The organism is Stenotrophomonas sp. WED208 (genome assembly GCF_040984485.1).
GTDB lineage: Bacteria > Pseudomonadota > Gammaproteobacteria > Xanthomonadales > Xanthomonadaceae > Stenotrophomonas > Stenotrophomonas riyadhensis.
On record NZ_JAZARB010000002.1, the window covers coordinates 244,389 to 265,055 of the forward strand.

The 20,667-nt window shown below is 67.9% G+C and carries 15 protein-coding genes; 5 read left to right on the forward strand and 10 right to left on the reverse strand.

Features of this window, described 5'->3' with window-relative positions; genetic code table 11:
* The first annotated feature begins 36 nt into the window (after positions 1 to 36).
* Positions 37 to 4,491: a glutamate synthase large subunit gene (gene gltB, locus VPH47_RS20710; RefSeq protein ID WP_368851713.1), complete on the forward strand. Its 4,455-nt coding sequence runs from the start codon at positions 37 to 39 to the stop codon at positions 4,489 to 4,491.
* A 61-nt stretch (positions 4,492 to 4,552) separates the two neighbouring features.
* Complete coding sequence (locus VPH47_RS20715; protein WP_180855502.1) at positions 4,553 to 5,998, forward strand: FAD-dependent oxidoreductase; 1,446 nt, start codon at positions 4,553 to 4,555, stop codon at positions 5,996 to 5,998.
* On the opposite strand, the gene VPH47_RS20720 is transcribed toward VPH47_RS20715, so the two are convergent.
* Positions 5,984 to 8,389: a response regulator gene (locus VPH47_RS20720; RefSeq protein ID WP_368851714.1), complete on the reverse strand. Its 2,406-nt coding sequence runs from the start codon at positions 8,387 to 8,389 to the stop codon at positions 5,984 to 5,986. The two genes, VPH47_RS20715 and VPH47_RS20720, sit on opposite strands and share 15 nt — an antisense overlap.
* A gap of 168 nt (positions 8,390 to 8,557) precedes the next feature.
* Between VPH47_RS20720 and VPH47_RS20725 the strand changes: the two genes are divergently transcribed.
* Complete coding sequence (locus tag VPH47_RS20725) at positions 8,558 to 9,424, forward strand: methylglyoxal synthase (RefSeq protein WP_197611620.1); 867 nt, start codon at positions 8,558 to 8,560, stop codon at positions 9,422 to 9,424.
* Between the two features lie 329 nt (positions 9,425 to 9,753).
* Here the strand turns inward: VPH47_RS20725 and VPH47_RS20730 are convergent, their stop codons facing one another.
* From VPH47_RS20730 to ttcA, 3 genes are read right to left on the reverse strand one after another with little or no spacing between them, the layout of a single operon-like run.
* A complete protein-coding gene (locus VPH47_RS20730; protein WP_110710658.1) occupies positions 9,754 to 10,533 on the reverse strand; it encodes a M48 family metallopeptidase in 780 nt (259 codons plus the stop codon).
* A 59-nt stretch (positions 10,534 to 10,592) separates the two neighbouring features.
* Positions 10,593 to 11,498, reverse strand: a complete 906-nt coding sequence (locus tag VPH47_RS20735) for a recombination-associated protein RdgC (protein ID WP_005411825.1) — start codon at positions 11,496 to 11,498, stop codon at positions 10,593 to 10,595.
* Positions 11,499 to 11,534: 36 nt separating this feature from the next.
* Complete coding sequence (ttcA, locus tag VPH47_RS20740) at positions 11,535 to 12,455, reverse strand: tRNA 2-thiocytidine(32) synthetase TtcA (RefSeq protein ID WP_180846548.1); 921 nt, start codon at positions 12,453 to 12,455, stop codon at positions 11,535 to 11,537.
* 91 nt (positions 12,456 to 12,546) lie between these two features.
* Between ttcA and VPH47_RS20745 the strand changes: the two genes are divergently transcribed.
* Entirely contained in the window at positions 12,547 to 12,750 is a 204-nt protein-coding gene (locus VPH47_RS20745) for a YdcH family protein (protein WP_004153435.1), read from the forward strand.
* 121 nt (positions 12,751 to 12,871) lie between these two features.
* On the opposite strand, the gene plsB is transcribed toward VPH47_RS20745, so the two are convergent.
* The 4 genes from plsB to VPH47_RS20765 all read right to left on the reverse strand — a co-directional run bounded on the left by plsB (position 12,872) and on the right by VPH47_RS20765 (position 18,569).
* The gene (plsB, locus tag VPH47_RS20750; RefSeq protein WP_107432561.1) at positions 12,872 to 15,508 is read right to left on the reverse strand and encodes a glycerol-3-phosphate 1-O-acyltransferase PlsB; all 2,637 of its coding nucleotides are present in this window, start codon (positions 15,506 to 15,508) and stop codon (positions 12,872 to 12,874) included.
* The gene (locus tag VPH47_RS20755; RefSeq protein WP_368851715.1) at positions 15,508 to 16,461 is read right to left on the reverse strand and encodes a hypothetical protein; all 954 of its coding nucleotides are present in this window, start codon (positions 16,459 to 16,461) and stop codon (positions 15,508 to 15,510) included. Before VPH47_RS20755 ends, plsB begins: the two co-directional genes overlap by 1 nt.
* A 462-nt stretch (positions 16,462 to 16,923) precedes the next feature.
* On the reverse strand, positions 16,924 to 17,649 hold the full coding sequence (gene pyrF, locus VPH47_RS20760) for an orotidine-5'-phosphate decarboxylase (protein ID WP_110710655.1): 726 nt from the start codon (positions 17,647 to 17,649) through the stop codon (positions 16,924 to 16,926).
* Positions 17,646 to 18,569 carry a 5'-nucleotidase, lipoprotein e(P4) family gene (locus VPH47_RS20765; protein WP_126930504.1) on the reverse strand — a complete coding sequence of 308 codons (924 nt, stop codon included), beginning with the start codon at positions 18,567 to 18,569 and terminating at the stop codon, positions 17,646 to 17,648. Before VPH47_RS20765 ends, pyrF begins: the two co-directional genes overlap by 4 nt.
* A gap of 101 nt (positions 18,570 to 18,670) precedes the next feature.
* On the opposite strand from VPH47_RS20765, the gene VPH47_RS20770 reads away from it, so the two are divergent.
* A complete protein-coding gene (locus tag VPH47_RS20770) occupies positions 18,671 to 19,324 on the forward strand; it encodes a YceH family protein (protein ID WP_368851716.1) in 654 nt (217 codons plus the stop codon).
* 75 nt (positions 19,325 to 19,399) lie between these two features.
* On the opposite strand, the gene VPH47_RS20775 is transcribed toward VPH47_RS20770, so the two are convergent.
* Both VPH47_RS20775 and VPH47_RS20780 read right to left on the reverse strand, forming a co-directional pair.
* Positions 19,400 to 19,717, reverse strand: a complete 318-nt coding sequence (locus VPH47_RS20775) for a hypothetical protein (protein ID WP_024958820.1) — start codon at positions 19,715 to 19,717, stop codon at positions 19,400 to 19,402.
* A gap of 159 nt (positions 19,718 to 19,876) precedes the next feature.
* Complete coding sequence (locus VPH47_RS20780; RefSeq protein WP_368851717.1) at positions 19,877 to 20,416, reverse strand: GNAT family N-acetyltransferase; 540 nt, start codon at positions 20,414 to 20,416, stop codon at positions 19,877 to 19,879.
* Positions 20,417 to 20,667: the final 251 nt, after the last annotated feature.

A 20,667-nucleotide genomic window follows, 5' to 3' on the forward strand; every position in this document is an offset into this window, starting at 1 on the left:
GTGTCCCCGTTCAATTCATTCCGCATCGAGGTAGAGATGGCCCCCCGCAACCGCCAAGGGCTTTACGACCCGCGCTCCGAGCGCGATGCCTGTGGATTTGGCATGGTCGCCCAGCTCGACGATCAACCATCGCGCCTGTTGGTTGATACCGCCATCGCCGCGCTTTCGCGCATGACCCACCGTGGCGGTGTCGCCGCCGATGGCCTGACCGGTGATGGCTGCGGCCTGCTGCTGCGCCGCCCGGATGCGTTCCTGAAACTGCTGGCCAGTGAAGCCGGCATCAGCGTCGCCGCACGTTTCGCCGCCGGCGTGGTGTTCCTGCCGCACGACGCCGATGCCGCGCAGGCATGCCGCGCGCAGCTGCAGGCGCAGGTGGAAGCCGTAGGTTGCAAGGTCGCCGGCTGGCGCGAGGTGCCCACCGATGACAGCGTCTGCGGCCAGCTCGCGCGCGACACGCTGCCGCGCATCGAGCAGGTGTTCGTGGACGCGGGCATCGGCCAGGATGATGCCGGCTTCGCGCTGGCGCTGTTCCTGGCCCGCCGCCGCAGCGAACAGCAGCTGCGCGAACACGCCGACTTCTACGTCACCACCCTCAACCCGGATGCGATCAGCTACAAGGGCATGGTGCTGCCGGACAAGCTCAGCCGCTTCTTCCCGGACCTGCAGCGCCGCGAGCTGGCCTCCAGCGCGATCGTGTTCCACCAGCGCTTCTCCACCAACACGCTGCCGCGCTGGCCGCTGGCGCACCCGTTCCGCATGCTCGCCCACAACGGCGAGATCAACACCATCGAAGGTAACCGGCGTTGGGCGCAGGCGCGCAGCAAGGTGTGGAAGACACCACGCTTCGACATCGCCGAGTTCGACCCGGTCATCTCCATGCATGGCTCGGACTCGCAGAGCCTGGACAACATGCTGGAGCTGATGGTCGCCGGAGGCATGGAGCTGATCCAGGCGCTGCGCATCCTGGTGCCGCCGGCCACGCAATCGCTGGAATTCAAGGATCCGGACCTGGCCGCGTTCTACGAATTCCACGGCCTGAACAGCGAACCGTGGGATGGCCCGGCCGGCATCGTCGCCTGCGACAGCCGCTATGCGGTGTGTACGCTGGACCGCAACGGCCTGCGCCCGGCGCGCTGGATGCTGACCGCCGACCGCCACTTCCTGGTCGCCTCCGAAGCGGGTGTATGGGAAGTGCCGACCGAGCGCGTGGTGCGCAAGGGCAAGCTCGGCCCGGGCGAGATGATCGCCATCGATCTCAAGCGCGGCGACCTGCTCGACTCCGATGCGGTGGACCGCATCAACCGTGGCCGCGCGCCGTACAAGCAGTGGCTGCAACAGGGCGTGACCTACCTGCAGACCGAACTGATCGATCCCTCGCTGGTGGAAGAACCCTTCGACGAAGGCACCCTGCGCAGCTACCACAAGCTCTACCAGCTCAGCAGCGAGGAAGTGGAGCAGGTGCTGCGGCCGCTGGCCGAGACCGAGCAGGAAGCCACTGGCTCGATGGGCGATGACACGCCGATGGCGGTGCTGAGCCAGCGCAGCCGCCCGCTGTACGACTATTTCCGCCAGGCCTTCGCGCAGGTCACCAACCCGCCGATCGATCCGCTGCGCGAAGACTGTGCGATGTCGCTGTCCACCCAGCTCGGCAGGGAGACCAACATCTTCCATGCCGGCCCGGAGACGGTGAACCACGTCATCCTCAACTCGCCGGTACTGAGCCAGCGCAAGCTGCGCCAGCTGCTGAAGATGGACCAGTATGTGCAGGCCAACCGCCTGCTCGACCTGTCCTACGGCGAGGACGAAGGCCTGCGCGCCGGCATCGAGCGCATCTGCGCCGAAGCCGAACAGGCCGCCCGCGAGGGCATGGTGATGCTGCTGTTGTCCGACCGCTACCCGGTAGCCGGGCGGCCGATGGTGCATGCGCTGCTGGCCACCAGTGCCGTCCACCACCACCTCTCGCGGCTGGGCCTGCGCTGCGACGTGAATCTCATCGTCGAGACCGGTACCGCGCGCGACCCGCACCACATGGCCTGCCTGCTCGGCTTCGGCGCCACCGCGGTGTATCCGTACCTGGCCTACCAGACCCTGTTCGACCTGGGCCGCCGCGGCATCCTCAAGCTGAGCAAGGGGGGTGAGCAGTCGCAGATCGGCCGCCGCTATCGCAAGGGCGTGTACAAGGGCCTGTCCAAGATCATCTCGAAGATGGGCATCTGTACCGTGGCCAGCTATCGCGGCGCGCAGCTGTTCGAGATCATCGGCCTGGAACCGGAGGTCGTGGACCTGTGCTTCCCGGATACCGCTTCGCGCATCGGCGGTGCCGGTTTCGCGCGCCTGGATGCCGACGCACGCGAGCTGTGCGCGCAGGCCTGGGACGCGCAGCAGGACGTGGATGTCGGCGGCCTGCTGAAGTACGTGCACGGCGGCGAGTACCACATGTACAACCCGGACGTGGTCACCACCCTGCAGCGTGCGGCGCGCAGCGGTGACCCGCGTGCCTGGCAGCAGTACTGCGATGCCGTGCACGCGCGTCCGCCGTCGGCACTGCGCGACCTGCTGCAGCTGGTACCGGCCGCCTCGCCGACGCCGATCGATGACGTGGCACCGGCCAGCGAACTGTTTCCGCGCTTCGATACCGCGGCGATCAGTCTCGGTGCGCTGTCACCGGAAGCACACGAGGCACTGGCGATTGCGATGAACCGCCTCGGTGGCCGCAGCAATTCCGGCGAAGGCGGCGAAGACCCCGCACGCTATGGCACCGCCAAGCGCAGCAAGATCAAGCAGGTGGCCTCGGGCCGCTTCGGCGTCACCGCCGAATACCTGGTCAATGCAGAGGTACTGCAGATCAAGGTCGCGCAGGGTGCCAAGCCCGGCGAAGGTGGCCAGCTGCCCGGCCACAAGGTCAACGAACTGATCGCGCGGCTGCGCTATGCGCGTCCGGGCATCGGCCTGATTTCGCCGCCGCCGCACCACGACATCTATTCGATCGAGGACCTGGCGCAGCTGATCTACGACCTCAAGCAGGTCAACCCGACCGCGCTGGTGTCGGTGAAGCTGGTCAGCCATGCCGGCGTCGGCACGATTGCCGCGGGCGTGGTCAAGGCAGGTGCGGACCTGATCACCATCTCCGGCCATGACGGCGGCACCGGCGCGTCGCCGGTCAGCTCGATCCGCTATGCCGGCGTACCGTGGGAACTGGGCGTGGCCGAAGCGCACCAGGCGCTGCTGGCCAACGACCTGCGCGGGCGTACCCTGCTGCAGACCGACGGCGGCCTGAAGACCGGCCTGGACGTGGTCAAGGCCGCGCTGCTGGGTGCGGACAGTTTCGGCTTCGGCACCGCGCCGATGATCGTGCTGGGCTGCAAGTACCTGCGCATCTGCCACCTCAACAACTGCGCCACCGGCGTGGCCACCCAGGACGAGCGCCTGCGCGAGAACCACTTCACCGGCCAGCCCGAGCGCGTGGAGAACTTCTTCCGCCTGCTGGCCGAGGAAGTGCGTGGCTGGCTGTCGTACCTGGGCGCGCGTTCGCTGGAAGAGATCGTCGGCCGTACCGACCTGCTGCGGCAGATCGACGCCGCGCCGCGCGACGGCGTGCGCGTGGACCTGTCACGCCTGCTGGCCGATGCCCGCTACGAGGGCAGTCACTGTGCCGCGCAGCGCCTGTACGAATCGCCGGACAGCCTGGCCACGCAGATGGACGGCCTGCTGGCCCCGGCCATCGAACACAAGCGCGGTGGCGAACATCGCTTCCTGATCCACAACACCGACCGCAGCATCGGCACCCGCCTGGCCGGTGCGGTGGCACGCGCACACGGTAACCAGGGCATGGCCGAGGCGCCGCTGGAACTGCGTTTCCGCGGCAGTGCCGGGCAGAGCTTCGGCGCGTTCAACGTCGGTGGCCTGCACCTGGAAGTGGAAGGCGAAGCCAACGACTACGTCGGCAAGGGCATGGCCGGCGGCCGACTGGTGGTGCGTCCACCGCGTGGCGCCCGCTTCGAGGCACGCAGCACCGCGATCATCGGCAACACCTGCCTGTATGGCGCCACCGGGGGCGAGCTGTTTGCCGCCGGCCGCGCGGGCGAACGTTTCGCCGTGCGCAATTCCGGCGCGCTGGCGGTGGTGGAAGGCGCCGGTGACCACTGCTGCGAGTACATGACTGATGGCGTGGTGCTGGTGCTGGGCAAGGTCGGCCTGAACTTCGGTGCCGGTTTCACCGGCGGGCTGGCCTACGTGCTGGACGTCGACCGCGATTTCGTCGACCGCTACAACCACGAGCTGATCGACATCCATCGCGTGTCCGCCGAAGGCTTCGAGAACTACCGCCAGCACCTGCACCGCCTGATCGGCCGCCATCGCGAACTGACCGGCAGCATCTGGGCGCAGCAGATCCTGGACGAGTTCCGCGACTACATCGGCAAGTTCTGGCTGGTCAAACCCAAGGCCGCCAGCATCGAGTCGCTGACCGAAACCCTGCGACGCGCCGCGTGATGTTTTCCGGTAGTGCCGGCCGCTGGCCGGCAACGTTCCCCCTTGCATTCCAGAGCCCGCCATGAGCCGCAAGCACGCCTTCCAGTTCCTCGACCTGCCCCGCACCATGCCGCAGCGCATCCCGGTGGAACTGCGCACGTCCGGCGACTGGGGCGAGCTGTACGGCAGGTTCGGCAAGGAAGACGCCCAGTACCAGGCTGGCCGCTGCCTGGATTGCGGCAACCCGTACTGCAGCTGGAAGTGCCCGGTGCACAACGCCATTCCGCAGTGGCTGCAGCTGGTGCAGGAGAACCGCATCCATGAAGCGGCCACGCTGTGCCACAGCACCAACCCGCTGCCGGAGGTGTGCGGCCGCGTGTGCCCGCAGGACCGCCTGTGCGAAGGCAGCTGCACGCTGGAGGAGTTCGGTGCGGTCACCATCGGCGCGGTGGAGAAGTACATCGTCGATACCGCACTGGCCAGTGGCTGGCGCCCGGACCTGGGCGCGGTACAGCCGACCGGCCACAGCGTGGCGGTGATCGGTGCGGGCCCGGCCGGGCTGGCCTGTGCCGACCGCCTGGCCCGCGCCGGCATCGCCGCCGTGGTCTATGACCGCTATGAGCAGATCGGCGGCCTGCTGCAGTTCGGCATTCCCAGCTTCAAGCTGGACAAGGACGTGATCCATCGCCGCCGCGAAGTGCTGGAGGGCATGGGCGTGCAGTTCCGCCTCGGCGTGGAGATCGGCCGTGACCTCAGCGTGCAGCAGTTGCTGGAGACCCACGATGCGGTGTTCGTCGGCACCGGCGCCTACCGCTACACCGACGGTGGCCTCGACGGCCAGGACCTGAAGGGCGTGCTGCCGGCCCTGCCGTTCCTGGTGCAGAACAGCCGCATCGTTGGCGGCGATGACCCGAAGGGTCGGCCGATTGCCGGCTGGGAAGACACCATCGCCCTGCCCGACCTCAACGGCAAGCGCGTGGTGGTGCTCGGTGGTGGCGATACCGGCATGGACTGCGTGCGCAGCGCGGTGCGCCTGGGCGCGGCCAAGGTCACCTGTGCCTATCGCCGCGACGAAGCCAACATGCCTGGCAGCGCGCGCGAAGTAGCCAATGCACGCGAGGAAGGCGTGCGCTTCCTGTTCAACCGCCAGCCGCTGTCGATCGAAGCCGGCGCCGACGATGAAGTGATCGGCGTGACCGTGGTGGAAACCCGGCTGGGCGAGCCCGATGCCAATGGCCGCCAGAACGCGGTGCCGATCGACGGCAGTGAATCGCTGCTGGAGGCGGATGTGGTGATCATCGCCTTCGGCTTCTCGCCCAGCGTGCCGGCGTGGCTGGCCGAACTGGGCGTGGAAGGCCAGTCCAATGGCCGCATCGTGGCCGGTGGCAAGGACCGCCTGCCGTTCCAGACCGCGCATCCGCGCCTGTTCGCCGGTGGTGATGCGGTGCGCGGCGCCGACCTGGTGGTGACCGCCGTGGCCGAAGGCCGCGACGCCGCTGCCAGCATCGTGCGGCTACTGAGCCGCTGAATCCGGCGCAAGCAGCACGGTCAACAGCGCGCGCAGTTCCTGGGTTTCCACCGGCTTGGCTAGGAAGTGGTCGATGCCGGCGGCACGACAGGCCTCGCGGGTGCGATCCAGCACGCTGGCAGTGAGAGCAATGATCGGCACCTGCGCACGCGTCGGGCAAGGGTCGGCGCGGATCGCCCGTGCCAGCGCGAAGCCGTCCATGTGCGGCATGTGGCAGTCGGTGATGACCAGGTCGAACGATTGCGCCTGCCAGGCCTCCAGGGCCTGCCGTCCATCCTCGCAGGCATGCACCTGCAGTCCCTGCTCGCACAGGCGCTGCTCCAGCAGGAGCAGGTTGGTGGGATGGTCATCGGCCACCAGTACCCGGGCCGGTGACAGCCGCCGCGTTGCCACGATCGGCAGAGGCAGTGGCTCCGCGGGCAACGCACAGGCAGCCAGCTCCAGCTCCATCCCTACCGTGGTGCCCTCGCCTGGCGTACTGCACAGCTGCAGGTCCGCGCCCATCGACTCGGCCAGCTCGCGGCAGATCGCCAGGCCCAGGCCGCTGCCGCCGAAGCGGCGCGTTGTGGATGCCTCGGCCTGGGTGTAAGCGGCAAACACGGCCTGCTGCCGTTCCGGACTGATGCCCACACCGCTGTCACTCACCTGCAGGCGCAGGCGCTGGCCGCCATCGATCGGCCGCAGCACCTGCACCCGCAGTTCCACGCCTCCTTGCTCGGTGAACTTGAGCGCGTTGCCGGCAAGGTTGAACAGGATCTGGCGCAGGCGCAGGCCGTCGGCAAGCGATCCGACCTGCAACGCCGGATCCAGCTCGGCGCGCAGGTACAGACCACGGCTGGCCGCCACCGGCATCAACAGCTGCTGCACCGCCCGCACGAGTGCCCCCAGATCCGTGGGCCGCAGCTGCAGCGGTGCAACCTGCAATCGCTGGCTGTGCAGCACATCGTCGAGAATCTGCCGCAGCATCCGCGCTGCATCACCGACCGTCGCCAGCACCTGCTGCTGGCCCGGGTCCAGCGCGCTGCCGGCCAATCGTTCGAGCATGCCCAGCAGGGTGCTCATCGGCGTGCGGATCTCGTGGCTCATCGTGGCCAGGAAGTGGGTCTTGGCCTGCGCTGCCTGCTCGGCCTCCCGGCGTGCTTCGGCCAGTGCGCGGGTGCGCGACTGGGCTTCGCTGACGTCGATCCAGTAGCCACTCCATTCGACATCGCCGTCATCGCAGGACAACGGCCGCCCATGCGAGCGTACCCAACGCCAGCCCTGTGGCGATCGCGTGCGGAAGGTGACGTCGATCGGGCCACGCGCCAGCGCAGCGGCATCGACCGCGTCCATCAGCCGATTGCGATCATCAGGGTGAACCGCTGCCAGCAGGCGCTGCTGGTCGATCAGTGCGGTTTCCACGCTGATCCCGAACAAGGTCTGCACGTCACCTGCAATCTGCGGAAAACTGTAATAGCCCGCGGCGGAGCGTCGTGCCTGGTAGACCACGGCAGGCAGATTCGAGGTCACCTCCTGCAGGCGTTGCGCGGCTACGCGGCGGCGCGCGCTTTCACGATGCACGCGCCAATAGCCGAAGGCGTATACCAATGCGAGCGCCAGCAGGATCAGCGAGGCGGGTACCAGCCAGCGCAAGGGTGATGATGGCGACTGGCTGCGTGGCACGGCCGGCAACCAGGCTGCACGGATCGCCTCGCGCTGCGAATCACTCAGCTGCGACACGGCGTGGTCGAACCCGCGGATGACATCGGCACAGGCGGGCATGGTGGCCAGCACCAGCGCGTCGTCGATTCCCGCCGGTGCCGCGACCACCAGCGGGTCTCCCTGGTAGCGGCGCAACGCGGCCTCGACCTCGCCGAGATTGGCGATCACCGCGTCGACCAGGCCGGTGCCCAGCAGCGACAGCGCGTGGTCCATCGGTGCGGGGGGCAGCAGTTGCGCACCGGGCGCCTGCTCGGCCAGCGCCGCAGCCAGCGGCAGTGGGTCGGGACTGGCCACGGTGCGCCCGCGCAGCGCCTCAAGTCCGATGACCGGTGGCGCATCCCGGCGCCGCACGATCACCTGCGGCAGCTGCAGGTAGGGCGCGCTGGCCACCCAGCCGGCGGGCACCTGTGAACGTGGCCACCCCAGCAGTGCCTGGGTGTCGTGGGGCAATGCCCCCTCGGCCACCGCAACGCCCGGCAACGGCTGCATCTGCAGCGGACGCTGTGCTTCCAGCAGTGCCAGGTACCCTGCGCTGAGCCCACGCGCCTGGCCCTGCTCACTGGAGGACAACGGTGCGCGGTCGGCAGGCCACGCGATGCGCAGTGGCGACTCACAGCCAGCGGCGGCGGCAGTCGCAGGCAGCAGCAGGCAGGCCATGACCACGGCGGCAGGCAGGCCAGCGACGTTCACGATGGGCATCCTCATTTCGCGGGCGGAAGTACACGGCCGCGCAGCGGTACCGCTGCCTGCCACGCTAGCGACGTGTGGACAGGCCGCAATGAAGAAAGTTGTAAAAGCATCCGGAAAGGGGAATGCCGACATACACTGCCGCCTTCACCCGTATCTGCGGAGCTTTCGATGCGCATCGGCCTGGCTGCCAACCGTCTCCACCACCACGACGCGCGCGCCGCCCTGTTCCGCTGGCTGCGTGTCAGCGAACCCGGCCTGCGTGAACTGGGGGTGTCACTGCATGCGGTCGGGCGCACCCACGATGCGATCGAACGGCAGGGATTCCTGGCCGGCTATGGCGGCCTGCACCGCTATCCCTATGGCCGCGAGGGTGGCTTGATGAAGCTGGTGGCCGAGGTGGTCGGGATGGGCCCGGAGCGGACACTGGATGGTGCGATCTATCTGATCGATCCGGTCGATCCGTCCTCGGTGTTTCCGGAAGCCACGGCTCTGAAACGGCAGTGCGTGATCCACGGCAAGCCGTTCATTTCGACCGTGGCCACCGCACGCGACTGGGTGGAGGTGGAGCGCGTCCATGCCGGACTGGCTGCCGACGCTGGCGCCGACGACCTGCATGCGTTCGAAGGGCAGACGCTGGCGCTGATCGCGCACGATGCGATGAAGCCGGCGATGCTGGCCTTCGCCGACGAGCACTTCGATGTGCTGGCACGGTTCGGCGAGCGCGTGGCCACCGGCACCACTGGCCAGCGCTTGAACGAACTGGCCTGGAGCCGCGGCTGGCCCAGTGATGCGCCGTGGGTGACGCGCTACCAGAGCGGCCCGATGGGGGGTGATGCGCAGATTGCAGACCGGGTGCTGGAGGGGCGTTGCCAGCGCGCGATCTTCTTCGAGGATCCACACGTGGCGCGCCAGCATGAGGCGGATATCCAGCTGCTGGAGCGCGCGGTGACGACGGTGACCGATCAGGCGGTGTGCATTACGGCGCCGCGGGTGGCGGCGCGGTGGGCGACGGCGGCGGCGTTGCGGGCGGGGTGAGGGTTTCGGCCAACGGCTGAGCCCCTCGTGGTGGGTGGGGCCTGCGCGGTCATGAGGTTGGCCGGGACGGGTGGAATTGCGGGGGACGCCGTGAACCCATCCATGGGGGCTTGGCCGCGGCATCCATGCCGCGGACACCCCCGCAATCCCACCCATCCCGTCCTTCGACAGTTTCCGGTGTGCCCACCACGGAAGAAAGAAAGAAGAGCAGGAGCGAAAGCGGGTCGCGCGCTGCGCGCGCTTTTGTAGAGCCGAGCCATGCTCGGCTGCTGTTGATCGCGAGGGCTGAATATCCGCGCTGCGCGCGTTAGCCGAGCATAGGCTCGGCTCTACAACAGCTGGCGGAGCATAGCTTTCAAGCGGCGCCCTTCGAGCTGGAAGTAATCGCGCTGTTCGCGCCAGGCGGGGAAGCGCTGTTCCACTTCGTGCCAGAACGCGGGTGAGTGATTCGGCTGGATCAGGTGGCAGAGTTCGTGCACCAGCACGTACTCGAACGCGGCCGAGCGGCCGAGCACGAGTGCCAGGTCCAGTGCCATGCTGCCATCCGGGGCCAGCGATCCCCATTGCGAGGACATCACCTTCAGGCGCAGGCGGCTGGGTGCGCGCGGCAGGGTGGGCAGGTACTTCGGCAGCCAGCGGCCGACGTCGGCGCGGGTCTGTGCTTCGTAGAACTCGCGCAGCAGGCGACGCAGGGTGGCGTCACCACCACGGGTCGGCCACTGCACGCAGGCACCATGCGCGTCGATCTCCAGGCGCGCGTAGCGGCCTTCCTGCCAGCGCAGCGGCAACAGTTCGCCGCGCAGTGGCAGCACGCCGTCTTCGCCCGGCCGCAGCGGTGCCGGCAGGCCCTGGCCCTGGTACTGGCGCAGCTGCAATGCCAGCCAGTCGCGGTGCTGTTCCAGGAAGCGTTCGCCCATCACCAGGCTTGCGCGCGGTGGCAGGGTCAAGCGTGCGCCGCGTTCGTCCACGCTCAGCTTGATGCGGCGCGCGCGTGGATCACGCACGCGCAGTACCTCGATCTCGGCATCCTCCAGGCGCAGGCGAACGGTGTCGCGCTGTACGGTGGCGGGCGGGGTCGGGCTGATCAGGCGGCGCAGCAGACGGCTCATGCGCCCAGCATAGCGCCGCTTCGGGCCGCCGGATGACCGGCGGCCGTCGGGCTGCCTGTTCAGTCAGCCTTGCTGAGCTTGAAGGCTTCTTCCAGCAACAGGAACAGGCGGCGGATCTCGGCACTCTGCAGGGCGAAGCGGGCATCGAACTCGGCGCGGCGGCCGTCTTCGTCGGCATGCTCCAGCTGGTCCAGGGCGCCGTCGAGGAACTTCAGCTTGCGCACGATCAGGTCGTCGCCGATGACGAAGGACAGGTTGTCCTCGAAGATCAGCGCCAGCTTGGTCACCTGCTTGCCGGCGTCCAGGTGCTTGTCGATCTCGTCGCAGCGCAGTTCCTGGTGCTGGCACTTGACCACCGCACCGCCCTCCACCGGGTCCTTCATCTCGCATTCTTCGCCCAGGCTCAGCCCGGTCGGCAGCGGCTCGCCGGCGATCCAGCCGGTCAGGATCGAACGCGGTGCGACTTCGGCGTTCAGCGGCATCGCCGGGAAGCTGCCGAGCAGGCCGCGGATGTCGGACATGAAGTACTCGCCGGTCTTGCGGCTGGAGGTATCCACCGCCACGTAGCCGTGCTGCAGGTCGATGAAGGCGTCGTTGCGCGAGGACTTCACGAAGGCACGCGGCAGCAGTTCATGCAGCAGGTCGTCCTTCATGCGCTTGCGTTCGCGGCCACCCGGGCGGCGGCCTTCCTTCTCCTCGATCTCCTCCAGCTTGCGCTCAAGCAGGTCGTTGACCACGGCCGCCGGCAGGATCTTGTCCTCGCCGCCCACGGTCAGCCACAGGTGTTCGGCGATGCGGTGGGAGAGCAGTTCCTTCTCCTCGCGGCCGAACGGCGAGATGAAGCCGCGCGAATTCATTTCCAGCGCGCCGACCGGCTTCAGCAGGGCGTGCGGCAGCAGGGTGTCGACTTCGGAAAAATCGGTGGTGGTCGGGAAACGGAAGAACGTCAGGTTGCGAAAGAACATGGAATTCCGGATGGCAAAGAGGAAGGGCGACCGACCTTAGACGGTGGGCGTCTCGGGATCTGCGTCGGCGTCGGCCGGGGAGCCGGCCAGCCAGGCATGGGCGTCGGGCAGCGGCGCGTCGTCGCGACGGCCCAGCGCCATGAAGTCGAACAGGGTGGTGTCGGCCAGCTGCGAGGGCCGGACTTCGCCCATGGCACGCGCGATCTGCTCGATGCGGCCCGGGTGGTCCTTTTCCCACTGCTTCAGCATCAGGCCGACCTGGCGGCGCTGCAGGTTCTCCTGGCTGCCGCACAGGTTGCAGGGAATGATCGGGAACTGGCGTGCCTGTGCGTACTCGACGATGTCGCTTTCGCGCACGTAGGCCAGCGGCCGGATCACCACGTGTTTGCCATCATCGCTGCGCAGCTTCGGCGGCATGCCCGACAGCTTGGCGTGGTGGAACAGGTTCATGAAGAACGTGGCCACCATGTCGTCGCGGTGGTGGCCCAGCGCGATCTTGGTGAAGCCGTGGGTCTCGGCGTAGTTGTACAGCGCGCCACGACGCAGCCGCGAGCACAGCGAACACATGGTCTTGCCTTCCGGAATGACCCGGCTGACCACCGAATAGGTGTCCTGCTCGATGATGTGGTACGGCACGCCCAGGCCTGCCAGGTATTCCGGCAGTACGTGCTCGGGGAAGTCCGGCTGCTTCTGGTCCAGGTTCACCGCCACCAGCTCGAACGGCACCGGCGCCTTCTTCTGCAGCTGCAGCAGCACGTCCAGCAGGGTGTAGCTGTCCTTGCCGCCGGACAGGCAGACCATGACCTTGTCGCCGGCCTCGATCATGCCGAAGTCGGCAATCGCCTCGCCGACCTGGCGGCGCAGGCGCTTGGCCAGCTTGTGCTGCTCGCGCTCGGCCACGCGCGGATCGCGGACGGCACGCGGCTGGGGATCGGGAAGGGAAATCACGGCACTCATGGGCTCCATTCTAACGGCTCGGAGCGGCCACGGCCGGGGGTCGGGATTCCCCTCTCCCGGCAGTCATCAACGCTGTGTATGCTCGGAGGCTGTGGACACCTACAGCCCCGCCGAGATCGTCGAGCACCTCGCCGCCCTGCGCGCCGAGCACCGCCTGCTGGATGAACAGATCACCCGCATGGCGGCCAACGGCGAGGATGAACTGGAATCCAAGCGCCTGAAGCGGCGCAAGCTGCAGCTGAAGGACTGCATCGCCAGGCTGGAAAGCCTGCAGATTCCCGACGAACCGGCCTAAAGACGGCCCTCGTGGGTGCCCACCTTGGTTGGCCTACTGCTCTGGTAGGTGCCAACCTTGGTTGGCACGGCTGGAAGGTGTGGACCAAGGTCCACACCCACCGTATCGCCCGGCGCTGCCTTCAATCCTGCGGCGCAGGCTCGTCCGGGCGTGCCGCTTCCGGGCTGACCCGTTCGATGGTGTGGCGCAGCTCGCGGCCGAGGATGAACTTGGCATCCTTGGCCCAGGCATCGAGGCGTTCGTCGAACAGCAGCTTGCTGTTCTCGTCCGGCCACACCAGGCGCAGCTCGCGCAGCTTCTGGATGAAGCCGCGGAACAGGGACTTGTCGAAGAACTCCGGTGCCGCCGGTGCATACAGCAGGCTCAGCCGCTGCGCCGCCTGCTGGCACAGGCTTTCCAGCTCGGCAGCGCCGAGCACGCCGGGGCCGTTCTTCACCAGCACCGAGATGGCGATGTAATAGCGCTCGAACGCCTGCTGCAGCGAATGGCCGATCGCACGCAGGCGGAACACCTCGTCGGTCTGCCCGGTATTGCGCGCCAGGATGCCGCCGTCGTCATCGTTGACGTTCTGCAGCAGGCCCTCGCGCACGAACACATCGATGGTCCGGTCGATGCGCAGGGCGAACTCGTCCTCGCTCCACGGCAGGAACAGCTCGGCCTGCAGGAACGGGTACACCGTACGGCCCAGCTGGACCAGGCCGGTGCGGCTCATGCGGCGGTTGTTCTGGAAGCAGCAGGCCACCCACGAAGAGGCGGTGAACAGGTGCACCACGTTGTTGCGGAAGTAGCTCAGCAGCACCGCGGTATCGCCGCTGACGCTGAGCACGTCGCCCAGCGGGTGCTTGATGCGGGTGAGGACGTTGATTTCCTCGGCGTGGGCGATGATCCGCTCCGGCGAGTGCGGGGTCACCGTCACCCGGTCCGAATACGGCATCTCGACCAGCAGGGTCTTGCACAGCTCGATCTGCGCGATCAGGTCGGCCTCGCCCATCGCGTGCTTCGGCGTGGACAGCAGGGCCAGCGCCAGCAGGTTGATCGGGTTGACGTCGGCGGCGCCGTTGATGCGCACCTGGATGCGTTCGGCCAACGTATCCACCGTGGTCGACAGCCACGCCGGCTTCTCGTCCTCGGAGACCGCCTCGCCCTTCCACTCCGGCGCCTTCTCGGCGAGCACGTCGTTCAGTGCGATCGGTTCGCCGAAGTTCACCACCACCTGGCCGTAGTTCTGCTTGAGCACCTTGGGGATGCCCCACAGCAGCGACCAGATCGATTCCTTTTCCTTCGGCCGGCCGGACAGTTCGTCCAGGTAGCTGCCGCCTTCCATCAGCTTCTCATAGCCGATGTAGATGGGCTGGAACAGCACCGGCTTGCGCGGCTGGCGCAGGAACGCGCGCAGCGTCATCGAGATCATGCCGCCCTTGGGCTGCAGCAGGCGCCCGGTACGCGAGCGGCCGCCTTCGACGAAGTACTCCAGCGAGTAGCCACCGGCCACCAGCTGCGCGACGTATTCGCTGAGCACCGCCGAGTACAGCGCGTTGCCACGGATCGAGCGGCGGATGAAGAACGCACCGCCCTTGCGCAGCAGGGTGCCGACCACCGGCAGGTTCAGGTTGATGCCCGCCACGATGTGCGGCGGCACGATGCCACGGTCGTACAGCAGGTACGACAGCAGCAGGTAGTCCATGTGGCTGCGGTGGCTGGGCACGTAGACCACTTCATGACCCGGCGCGGCGGCCTTGAACTTGTCCAGGTGGTGCACCAGCACGCCCGCATAGATGCGGTTCCACACGTGGCTGAGCATGAAGCTGGCCGAACGCACCACCGGGCTGGAATAGTCCGCGGCGATTTCCCAGGCGTAGGCGTGCGCCTTCTTCCAGGCATCGGCCGGCTTCGAATTGTCGCGCTTGGCCTGTGCGGCGATCGCTTCGCGCACCGGTTCGGCCGCCAGCACCTGGTCGACCAGCAGGCGCCGCGTCGACAGGTCGGGGCCGATCACCGATTCACGGATGCGGCGGAAATGGGTACGCAGCACGCGCTGCAGCTTGCGCACCGTGCGCTCCGGCTCCAGGCCTTCGTCCACGGTGCTGCGCAGCGAGATCGGCGGGGCAAAGCGGACGATGGTGCTGCGGCCGTTGAGCAGCACCGCCAGCAGGCGGCGGAAGCGGCCGACCAGCGCCCAGTTTTCCGAGAACAGCACGGCGAACCAGCCGCTCTGCTTGTCCGGCGCGCGACCGACGAAGATCGACACCGGCACCAGGTGCACGTCCAGGTCATCGCGCACGCGATGGGCCTGCAGCACCTTGGCCAGCGAATCGGAGTGGGTCTTGGCGCCGCGCTGCTCGGGAATCAGCGAGTTGCTGGAGCTGCGCCGCGACAGCGCCAGGTAGGCGCGCTTGCGGCCGGTCGGGTCACCGGCCAGCGGCACCAGCGGCGACGGCAGGCCGGCCTGGCGGCAGGCCTTGTCCAGGATCAGCGCATTGGACAGGCCGTAGTCTTCCAGCACGTACATGACCGGGCGGCCATCGTTGTACTGGCCCGGGTCTTCCGGTTCGATCTTCAGCGACAGCCACGGCTCGACCAGACGGCCGAGCAGGCGAGCCCACAGCGGGCGGCGGCCGGCCGGACGCGCGTGCGCGGGCGGCGGTACCGGGTTCGGGCCGGTACCGGTCGAGGGGGACGCCGGCACCGTATCGGCGGGCGTCGACTGGGATTCTTCGCCGGGGAACGGCAGCGGGTTCTGTTTCGACATCGGCGCCATTATGGCTTAGGCGGCAGTGTTGCCGCTTCCCCACCCTCGGGCGGGGTCTCGGCCGGTGCCGGCGCCGCTGCGGCACGGGCCGCGTCGGCCTTGCGCAGCAGGGCATCGGTGTCGGCCAGGGTGCGGGTCAGGTACCAATGGCCCTCGCGCCGGCTCAGCGGCAGCTGCAGGCTCATCTCGCGCCCCGCCAGATCGTAGTGCAGGCGCACCAGCGCGTTGTCGCCTTCCACCGACAACAGCTCGCCCCGCACGCTGCGCAGCGCGTCATCCACGCCCAACCCGTAGCTGCCCAGCACCGCCTTGAGGGTGTGGATGAACGGCGCCAGCTGCTGCAGGCTGCCTTCCATGCCCGCGGCCTGCAGGCCGGCCTCGTCATCGAAGCCGACCTTGCCGGCGGCACCCACCAGCGCGGCGATCGTGCTGCGTGCACGCGCACGGTCACTGATCGGCGCGCCCTGCGCCCAGCTGGCGAGGGTTTCAACCAGGGCGATGTAATGGGCCTGCTGGCCGGGCGTATAGCCCTTCTGGTGGCGCAGGTACTGCACGCCGAAGTTGCCCATCGACTGCGCGGCCTGGCGTACGGCGCTGGCCTGGCCAGCCAGCTGGCGATCGAAGCTGCGCTGCAGTTCGGCACCGGCATTGGGCTTGCGCAGTGCGGCCAGCATCGGCAGCAGTTGGTCGCCCAGTGGCAGTTCAGTCAGCGGCCACTGGCTATGGCCCTCGGCCCAGGCCTGCTGCAGGCGCTGGTACTGGCTGGGGGGAACCGACAGCTTTGCATAGCCGACCAGATCGTCCTCGGCCAGGCGCAGGGCCATCGCCTGCACCGCCGCGACCGGCTCGGCCGCCGGCTTGGCCGGATCGTTGGCCGATTCACGGCAGGCGGCCACGGCCAGCAACAGCATGGCTGCCAGCCCCCATCCACGCGCAGACCTTCCTCGCACTGCCACGCTCATTCACTCGGACTCCCCGGACCGGTCCGCATCTTGCGGCCTGCGAGGTTACAGCGGCAAGCCGCGCGGTCACGGTTTCCAACCAATGGGGTCAGATCCCTTCTGCCGCAGGCAGAAGGGATCTGACCCCAGAACCGCCACCGGCATAAAAAAAGAGCCGGGATCACGGGGATCTCAGGCTCTTCAAGCCGGCACGAGGCCGGAGGACAGTGTTGTGGCACATGTCCGGTCCGAGGACCGGATGGCGGCGATCCTACGCTGCCGCTCAAGTTAAGGCAACACTTCACGTAGTATTGTATAAATTATTGATTTTATTGATTTACATGGCATCTGATAGTGATGTCCATGACATCTACGGCAGGTTTTGCGGCGATTCGGGCACAACCGCTCCCCGGGTCAGATGCAGAAACGCCATCCCGCGCGGGTCGGGATGGCGTTCGAGCCTGCAGCCCTGGCAGCGGAATCTCAGCGCGCAGCCAGCGCGGAGGCGATTTCCTGCTGGATGGCCCGCGCCGCAGCCTGCGGGTCAGCGGCCAGGCGGATCGGGCGACCGACCACGATGGCATCGGCGCCATCGGCAAAGGCCTGGGCTACGCCAACGGTACGCTTCTGGTCATCGCCGACCGGGCCGCCGGGACGGATGCCCGGGCAGACGATCGAGAACCCGGCGCCGGTAGCGGCGCGGATCGGGCCGGCTTCCTGCCCCGAGGCGATCACGCCATCGATGCCGGCGGCCTGGGCAGCCAGCGCGCGCTCAACCACAACGTCGACCGGTTCACGATCGATGCCCATCTGCGCCAGGTCCGGGCGGCCCATCGAGGTCAGCACGGTCACCGCCAGCAGGCGCATGTCACCGCTGTTGGCGGCGGCGCAGGCTTCCATCATCGTCGGGTGCCAGCCGTGGATGGTGGCGTAGCTGACCGGCCACTGCGACAGGCGCTTGATCACCGCCGCGGCGGTGGCCGGGATGTCGAAGAACTTCAGGTCGACGAACACGCGCTTGTCGCGGCGGGCCAGCTCGTCCAGCACCTGGAAGTACTCGCCGGAGGCGAGCAGTTCCATGCCGATCTTGTAGAACGCCACGCTGTCGCCGAGGCGATCGACCCACTCCAGCGCCTGCACGCGATCAGGCACGTCCAGCGCGAAGATCAGGCGCTCATCATCGCGCAGCGGCAGCGGCGCGCGGCTCACGGTGCGTAGTCCAGGGCGGCGCGCTTGGCGTCGTGGCGGGCCTGGCGCGACTGGCTGTAGTCGTTGTTGAACTGCGCCGGCTCGAAGCCGCCGTAGGTCGGGTTCGGCAGCATCCACCAGCGCTCGCCGAACCAGTCGTGGTACTGCTGCAGCAGGGCGTCACGGCCTTCATTGGTGTTGGCGGTCACTTCCACGAAGTCGCCCAGCTGGTCACCGAACTGCATCAGCACGCGGTACTTCTGCCCGGCCAGGCGGCGGCGGCAGTTCTTCTCGCTGCCGGCCTGCTCACAGCCTTCGACCACGGTACCCAGGCCCAGGAACACGCTGTCATCGGCCACCGGCAGGCCCTGCTCGCGCAGGTTGGCCAGGGTCGCGTCCTTCAGGTGCACGGCACGGTTGGAGATGTACAGCAGGGTCACGCCCTTGGCGTTGGCGGCCTTGGCGAAATCAACCACGCCCGGAATGGCCTTGGCCTTCTTTTCGGCCACCCACTGGTCCCAGGTCAGCTCGTCGTATTCCTTGCCGTCGCGGACCAGGCGCGCCTGGTAGGGCGAGTTGTCCAGCACGGTCTCATCCACGTCCAGCACCACGGCCGGCTTCAGGCCCTTGGCCTCGTTGCCGCGTTCTTCCGGCACCAGCGCATCCCAGTGGGCTTCCTTCAGCGCGGCATCCAGGTGGTCGGCGGCGGCACGGTAGGTCTGCTCGGTGATCGCCTTGTACTCCTGCGCACGCTGCATCCACAGCACCGCATTGAGGTTGTCGTTGGCAGTGGCATCGAGCGCGCCATCGGCCTTGGCAGCGGCGGCCGGGGCCTCCGGCGCAGTGGCTTCGGCGGCAGGCGCATCCACGCGCTTGCAGGCGGACAGGCCCAGCGCCGCGGTGGCGAGCAGGGTCAGGGACAGGGAAACGGGACGACGCATGGATTCACCGGCAATCAGATATACCGGCGCATTTTACCGGCAAAGCCGGCCCGGGGACGGCTATGCTTGGCGGTTGACCCGTTGCCCTTCCGGAGGCCGCCATGACCGATTCCGTCCAGACCCCCAACGTCCCCCTGCTCGACGCCGTGCAGGCCCGCCTGCTGGGCTGTCTGGTGGAGAAGGAGGCGACCACCCCGGACACCTACCCGCTGACGGTCAACGCCGCCCAGTCGGCCGCCAACCAGAAGACCGCCCGCGAGCCGGTGATGAACGTCGACGCCGGGAGCGTGCAGCACGCGCTGCGCCAACTGGAGACACTGGGCCTGGCCCGCCAGCACTTCTCTTCGCGTGCCGACCGCTACGAGCACCGCCTGCAGGCTGCGCTGGACCTGACCCGGCAGCAGACCGTGCTGCTGGCGATGCTGCTGCTGCGTGGGCCGCAGACCCTGGGCGAACTGGTCACGCGCAGCGAGCGCCTGCACCGCTTCGCCGACGCCGACGAAGCCCGCCACGCCATCGAGCGCCTGCAGCAGCGCGCGCTGCTGGTGGTGTTGCCGCGCGCCAGCGGCCAGCGCGAAGACCGCTACATGCACCTGCTGTGCGGTGAAGTGGATGGCGCGGCGCTTGCGGCCAGGTACGCCAGCAGCGGCGGTGGCAGCGACGCGGCCGATCCGGGCCTGGCCGAGCGCGTGGCCCAGCTGGAAGCGGCCGTGGCCGAGCTGCAGGCGCAGCTGGCCGAACTGCGCGGTAACTGAGGCGCAGCCGCAGGGTAGTGCCGGCCACCGGCCGGCACCCCCTCGGGACCAATCCGCCCGGGACCGATCCGCGGTTCAGCAGCCTCCCACTCTCAGGAAGCCATCGCAGTTCGCAAGCGCGCGCACGCCCCATTCCTCCATCGTGTACTGATTGGTCAGCTGGCTGCCGTTGTTGCGCACACACCTGACATCGACGTAGCACTGCGTGCCGGGTCGTCCATCAATACGGTTGACATGGCAACTGCGGCTGGCTGATGACGCGTTCCACGCGCCCTGGCAGGCCTGCGTGCTCGAGTGCGGTGAAAGGTCACTCATCTGGGGAAGCGTGAACGCAGATGCAGACGCGGATACCACGCTCAACAGCATCGTCGTGACCAAAGGCATGAGCTTCATGAGAACTCCTGGAGTTTCCGGGTTTCGGGAATGACCACAGCGCTGCCCAACGCAGCAGGTGGGTCATCCTCATGAAACCCGGAAGCATCGGCGGCGAACCGGACGACTCGCCGGTTTATCGCCAAATGCAAGAATCCTCATTCGGCTTGTCCAGATGCGTCATGCCCCCCCGATGGGTACCGCCACCGCACCCGGCGTGGCATACAGCCGGCTCGGGCTGTCCACGCCCGGCAGCTGGATCACCCCACGCTCCTCCATGCCCAGCCCCAGCAGGATCTTCCCGGACACCACATTGTCCAAATCGGTAATGCCATACAGATCGTGCAGGCCCAGCTTCGCGCGCGCATGGGCAAACACCGCCCGCGCCGCCTCACCGGCGTAGCCCTGCCCGGCGAATTCCGACAGCACCGCATAGCCGATATCCGGCCCCGGCAGGCCATCCCGCCGCACCAGCCCGGCATTGCCCAGCCAGGCACCATCGGCCAGCCGCTCGATGGCATACATGCCATAGCCATGCAGCGCATAGGCCGGCAGTACCCGCATCGCCGCGTAGTCGCGCGCCTCCTGCTGCGTACGCACGCCTCGATCACCGATGAAGCGCACGAAGCCCGGATCATTCAACAGCGCCAGCATCGGCGCCGCATCGCGATCAGGTTCAATCGCACGCAGGCGCAGGCGTTCACTTTCGATGGGATGCACGCGCAGACCTCCAGCCGAAACCCCGATTCTGCCTCAGCCCCCGGCTGCTGCTGTTGCTTTTGATTTTCTTTTTTCTTTTCCGTGGCTGGCGCGCACGGAACCTGTCAGAGGCCGGGCGGGTGGGCTGGGCGGGACCGTCCGCGGCATGGATGCCGCGGCCGAGCCCCCAAGGACGGGTTTACGGCGTGTCCCGCCCAGCCCACCCGCCTGGCCCGCTCACGAATGCACTGCGGACGACGCCAGCCACGAGG

Excerpts from the sequence above, each read along its gene's own strand:
- gltB (WP_368851713.1), top strand. The coding sequence starts at position 37 with ATGGCCCCCCGCAACCGCCAAGGGCTTTACGACCCGCGCTCCGAGCGC.
- VPH47_RS20715 (WP_180855502.1), top strand. The coding sequence starts at position 4,553 with ATGAGCCGCAAGCACGCCTTCCAGTTCCTCGACCTGCCCCGCACCATG.
- VPH47_RS20725 (WP_197611620.1), top strand. The coding sequence starts at position 8,558 with ATGCGCATCGGCCTGGCTGCCAACCGTCTCCACCACCACGACGCGCGC.
- VPH47_RS20730 (WP_110710658.1), bottom strand. The coding sequence starts at position 10,533 with ATGAGCCGTCTGCTGCGCCGCCTGATCAGCCCGACCCCGCCCGCCACC.
- VPH47_RS20735 (WP_005411825.1), bottom strand. The coding sequence starts at position 11,498 with ATGTTCTTTCGCAACCTGACGTTCTTCCGTTTCCCGACCACCACCGAT.
- ttcA (WP_180846548.1), bottom strand. The coding sequence starts at position 12,455 with ATGAGTGCCGTGATTTCCCTTCCCGATCCCCAGCCGCGTGCCGTCCGC.
- plsB (WP_107432561.1), bottom strand. The coding sequence starts at position 15,508 with ATGGCGCCGATGTCGAAACAGAACCCGCTGCCGTTCCCCGGCGAAGAA.
- VPH47_RS20755 (WP_368851715.1), bottom strand. The coding sequence starts at position 16,461 with ATGAGCGTGGCAGTGCGAGGAAGGTCTGCGCGTGGATGGGGGCTGGCA.
- VPH47_RS20765 (WP_126930504.1), bottom strand. The coding sequence starts at position 18,569 with ATGCGTCGTCCCGTTTCCCTGTCCCTGACCCTGCTCGCCACCGCGGCG.
- VPH47_RS20770 (WP_368851716.1), top strand. The coding sequence starts at position 18,671 with ATGACCGATTCCGTCCAGACCCCCAACGTCCCCCTGCTCGACGCCGTG.
- VPH47_RS20775 (WP_024958820.1), bottom strand. The coding sequence starts at position 19,717 with ATGAAGCTCATGCCTTTGGTCACGACGATGCTGTTGAGCGTGGTATCC.